Raw genomic sequence first — 4653 nt, forward strand, 5'->3', positions numbered from 1 at the left:
CCGCAGTTCGTCAACGACGCATTGGATACCGAACGACACATCGCCAAACTCAACGCGCGTTGGGGCAATGCCGATTTGAGCAATACGGTCAGCGCAGAAGCAGGCATCATCAAACTCAAACGCCATGCCGACAATTACTCCCTGCGCCCAAACAACACACCGCAGCAAGTATTCGTAGAGCTTGACCGAAAAGTGTACGACTTCTCGCTCAAACACGATGCGGACTTCAGCAAATTCCACAACACCGCCGCCGTCAGCTACCGCAACGACAGCCAAAACGGCGAACGCAACGCCCACACCGCCATGCGTGATTTCCTCAACGGCTACCGTTTCGCCGATGTGCATATCGACCGCTGGCGCATTGCCGATACCTTGTCTTACAAGTTTGACGACCGACACAAACTGGGCTTGGGCTTAAGCTACGAAATCAACGAAGCGGACGTACGCAAAAATACGGCGCAGCCTGCCCATCCGATAAACCGCAACCTTGCCTTCGCCTCATCACAACAAATCTGGAAAACTCATTACGGCTACGACTTCGACGGCAAAGTGCGCCGTCATGCCTTCTCAGGCGAACTCAAATACGATTTCATGCCGTCTGAAACTCAAAAATACAGCGTTTCCCTTGCTCACTTAGAACGAATCGGCGACAACACCGAACGCTTCAACTCGCTTGCCGCCATCGTGCAAAACCGCATGAACGGCGCGTTGATGAACAAAAACCCGGCCGCCGCCATCGCAGGCAATCCCCTGCTGAAAACCGAAAAACACAACCGCATCAAGCTCACCGCCGACAGCCGCAACGACTACTACAACGGCTATATGAACTCGCTCGCAGGCGCGGGCTGGAACGTAGGCGGCACGCTTGTGGCGGACAAAGTCAAAGACCTGATTATTTTTGACCGAGCACACGGACAAAGCGGCACAGCTTCCAAAGGCGGCGGCATCATCACACGCAACGTGGACGCACGATTATTTACCGCGCAGGCCTACGCGCGTTACAACTTCAATCCGCATTGGGCGGCAGGCATCAAAGCCACCTACAACTACGGGCACAACGAAACCGACGGCAGGCCGCTCTATCAAATCCGTCCGTTTGAAGCCGCCGTCCAAGCCGACTACAAAAACTACTTTGCCCACGGCAGCTACAACATCGGCGCGGCGACACGCTTTGTCGCCAAACAAACGCGCGGCGATTTTGATATGGCAAGCGGTCTGGGCATAGACAAACGCGAAGCCGCCAAAGGCTTTACCGTTGCCGACGTGTACGCAGGCGTAAACTTCAAAGACAAATACGGCTTGCGCTTGGGCGTGAACAACGTGTTCAACAAAAAATACGCCGAATACATCAGCGGCGACCACGTCCTCGCCCTGTCGCCCAGCGTGGTGTATGCACCGGGCAGGACGTATTGGTTGAGTTTGCATGCGGCTTTTTAAAATCAGGCCGTCTGAAAGAATGCCTGCATTGGCTTATTAAGAATTAGGAGATAAAAAATGGATATGAAAAGACGTGATTTCTTAAAAATGACCGCCGCGCTGGCAGCCGCAGGCGTTTCGCCTTCATTGTTGGCAGCCGGTAAAGAACAATTTACCGTGTACGGCGCACCGGCAATGCCCAGCGTAACCATTGCCGTAGCGGCGTTGCAAGGCAAGCTGGCGAAGCAGGCGGATGTATCGCTGAAAATCTGGCGTTCGCCCGACCAACTGCGCGCAGGTGTAGCAAGCGGACAATTTAAAGTAATGATGAGTCCGAGCAATGTCGGCGTAAACCTGCGTAACCAAGGGCAAAAAGTCGGCATGGTGAATATTTTGACCAACGGCATCACGCAGCTGATGTGCAAAGGCAGCGCGATTACCTCGCCGCAGGATTTGGTCGGCAAAAAAATCCTTGTGCCGTTTAAAAACGACATGCCCGACATCGTGCTGCAAGCCTTGTTGAAAAAACTGAAAATCGACGCGTACAAAGTCGGCATCACTTACACCGCCACGCCGCCCGAAGCGGTGGGACTGTTTTTGAGCAAGGACTACCACGCCGCCATCCTGCCCGAACCGATGGCAACCGCCAGCCTACTTAAAGGCAAAACCATGGGCGTAAACGTCGTGCGCGGATTTGATTTGGTGAAAGCATGGGGACAAGCGTTTGACACCAAACCGCTGATTCCGATGGCAGGCATCATCGCCAACGAAGAATATTTCCACGCACACAAGGCACAGTTCGACATCTTCCATCAGGATTTGAAAAACGCGCTCAACTGGATACTCGCCAACCGTCAGAGCGCGGCGAAAATCGGCAAAAACTACCTCCCCGCCCCCGAACCCGCCCTAGTCATGGGCTTGGACGGCGCGCGGCTGACGGTAACCAAAGGCAGCGAAGTGAAGAACGAGATTTTGAAGTTTTACGAAATCCTGATGCAGTTCAACCCGAAACTTTTGGGCGGCAAGCTGCCTGATAACGGGTTCTTCTTAGCTTAAAAGGGGGAAAGGCCGTCTGAAAAAAAGGGGAATACCTGATTTATCATTTTTCAAATGGGCTATAAGGCAATAATCAGATCGGCATACAAACAGCCGTCTGAAATCAATCTTTCAGACGGCTTTTGTTTTTAAATAAATTACAAATCAAACGATTGGATTACGTTCACATGTAAACGAACCTCGACATTGCCACGAGTAGCGTTAGAGTAAGGGCAAACTTCGTGAGCACGAGTAATCAATTTACGCGCCTCATCTTCAGTTAAACCTGCTACGGTAATCGTGATATCCAAATCCAAACCGAATGCACCATCTGGTTTTTGACCGATACCCACACCGACAGTCGTGGAAGATTTAGTAGGTTTCAAACCAAGAGTAGGGGCTATATGGTTCATTGCGCTGTCAAAACAAGCCGCGTAACCCATAGCGAAAAGTTGTTCAGGGTTAGTGCCATGTTTACCGCTTTCATTTTGGAATGAAACCAAATCAAAGCCGATTGAACCGTCGTCTACTTGGGTACGACCATCACGTCCGCCGGTTGCTGTTGCTGAAGTTTTGTAGAAAATTTTCATAATATTGTCCTCAATTCAATATTGGTTAAATGTTTTGGCGTACTGCCGTTGAAAGTGAGTTCATTATATTGAACAGCAATATGAAGTGTTATATGATTTATCCAAATTACTTGCCTATTCCTACAAAACCATGTTCTCAACTGAAACGATAGAACGCTTATTAAAAGTTATTCCACATAACGAAACCTATTCATCTCCAATTAAAGGCTTGGTGATTCGCCATGCCGATCAGCCGTTTTGCTACGAGGGTATTATTCAAGAACCGAGCATTTGCATCGTGTTAAGTGGGGAACGTGAAATACAACTAGGCGAACAATGCTACCGTTTTGACAATCAACACTTTATGTTCTGCCCTGTCAATGTGCCGATGCGCGGCGAAATTAAATATGCCGAGCCGAAAAAGCCGTTTTTAGTGATGTCGATGAAAATTGATATTGAAAGCGTTAGCAAGATTTTATTAGCAAATCCAAACCTTGCAGATGATATTCAACAGGGCGACGAAGGTTTTGCACAATGGCATTTGGATGAATCTCTCAAGAATGCTGTTGAACGTCTATTACTCTTGCACGAAAATCCAAAAGATATTGGGTTTCTTGCACCACTTATCCAACAAGAAATTTATTATCGACTCCTTACAGGCGAGCAAGGTGGCAAATTTAAAGCCATGGTAAGCAATGGATCGCACACCAAAAAAATCGCCCAAGCCACCCATTATCTGCAACAACATTTTAGTGAAACCATCACCGTGGAAACCTTGGCAAATCTGAGCGGTATGTCATTATCTGGCTTTCATAGCCATTTTAAGAAGATAACCAGCCTTTCACCGCTGCAATATCAAAAATCCTTACGTCTAATGGAAGCCAGACGATTGATCGCACAAGAAGGGCGAGGCATTACTGAAGTCGCTTACCAAGTCGGCTACGAGTCGCCCAGTCAGTTTAGCCGTGAATACAAACGCTATTTCGGGCATGCGCCAAAAAGGGAAGCAGGGGTAAAATAGTTAGCAATGCAAGGAAGTTCAGCCCACCGTTTTTTAGATGATATTGAGCTGGGTTACGCTAGCAGTTAACCCAACCAATATTTTCAGACGGCCTATCATCTCCAAACCATCACTATGAACCAACACTCAAACCATGATTAAAACCGACAAAATCCGCAAACCGCAGCCTGCGGTGTTTTACATCATCGACTACCTTTGGAGCGGCTTTGCCGGTCTGAGCGTGGCGATGGTGGTGGTGGCGTTGTGGGCGTGGGGAAGCGCCGTGTTCGGCGAGTTTATGCTGCCTGCGCCGGTGGAGGTGTTTCAAAAGTCATTGGATTTATTGAAACATTTTCAGGAAAACGAAATCGGGATTTCGCTGTGGCGGTCGGTGGTGGGGATTTCTGTTGCGCTGGCGGCGGGATTGGCGGCGGGACTGGTGGCGGGCAGTTTTAAGACGGCGATGGCGTTGCTCAAGCCTGTGATTACGGTTTTGTTGGCGATGCCGCCGATTATTTGGGTAGTGATGGCGTTGTTTTGGTTCGGTTTCGGCAATCCGAGCGTATTGTTTACCATCATTGTGTTGGTTGCGCCGCTGACGTTTGCGAGTGCGGCGGTCGGAATGGCGAGCGT

4 protein-coding genes and 1 pseudogene are annotated in these 4653 nt (G+C 49.5%); 4 read left to right on the forward strand and 1 reads right to left on the reverse strand.

Annotated elements, in window-relative coordinates:
- Positions 1 to 1437 (forward strand): TonB-dependent receptor domain-containing protein (locus O3661_RS10515; RefSeq protein ID WP_371493384.1); only part of this gene is annotated, 1437 nt, incomplete at its 5' end.
- A gap of 57 nt (positions 1438 to 1494) precedes the next feature.
- Entirely contained in the window at positions 1495 to 2472 is a 978-nt protein-coding gene (locus O3661_RS10520; protein ID WP_371493385.1) for an ABC transporter substrate-binding protein, read from the forward strand.
- Between the two features lie 137 nt (positions 2473 to 2609).
- Here the strand turns inward: O3661_RS10520 and O3661_RS10525 are convergent, their stop codons facing one another.
- Positions 2610 to 3041 carry an organic hydroperoxide resistance protein gene (locus O3661_RS10525; protein WP_188209199.1) on the reverse strand — a complete coding sequence of 144 codons (432 nt, stop codon included), beginning with the start codon at positions 3039 to 3041 and terminating at the stop codon, positions 2610 to 2612.
- A gap of 85 nt (positions 3042 to 3126) precedes the next feature.
- On the opposite strand from O3661_RS10525, the gene O3661_RS10530 reads away from it, so the two are divergent.
- Positions 3127 to 4041, forward strand: coding sequence for an AraC family transcriptional regulator N-terminal domain-containing protein (locus O3661_RS10530; protein WP_371493386.1), 915 nt, complete (start codon positions 3127 to 3129; stop codon positions 4039 to 4041).
- Between the two features lie 133 nt (positions 4042 to 4174).
- Positions 4175 to 4653: pseudogene (locus O3661_RS10535) on the forward strand (ABC transporter permease); the annotation flags it as partial.

It is taken from the genome of Neisseria sp. 20925_1_37 (assembly GCF_041433255.1).
In the GTDB taxonomy this organism is placed as follows: Bacteria; Pseudomonadota; Gammaproteobacteria; order Burkholderiales; family Neisseriaceae; genus Neisseria; species Neisseria flavescens_D.

Coding starts and splice junctions, on each gene's coding strand:
- O3661_RS10520 (WP_371493385.1), top strand. CDS start 1,495: ATGGATATGAAAAGACGTGATTTCTTAAAAATGACCGCCGCGCTGGCA.
- O3661_RS10525 (WP_188209199.1), bottom strand. CDS start 3,041: ATGAAAATTTTCTACAAAACTTCAGCAACAGCAACCGGCGGACGTGAT.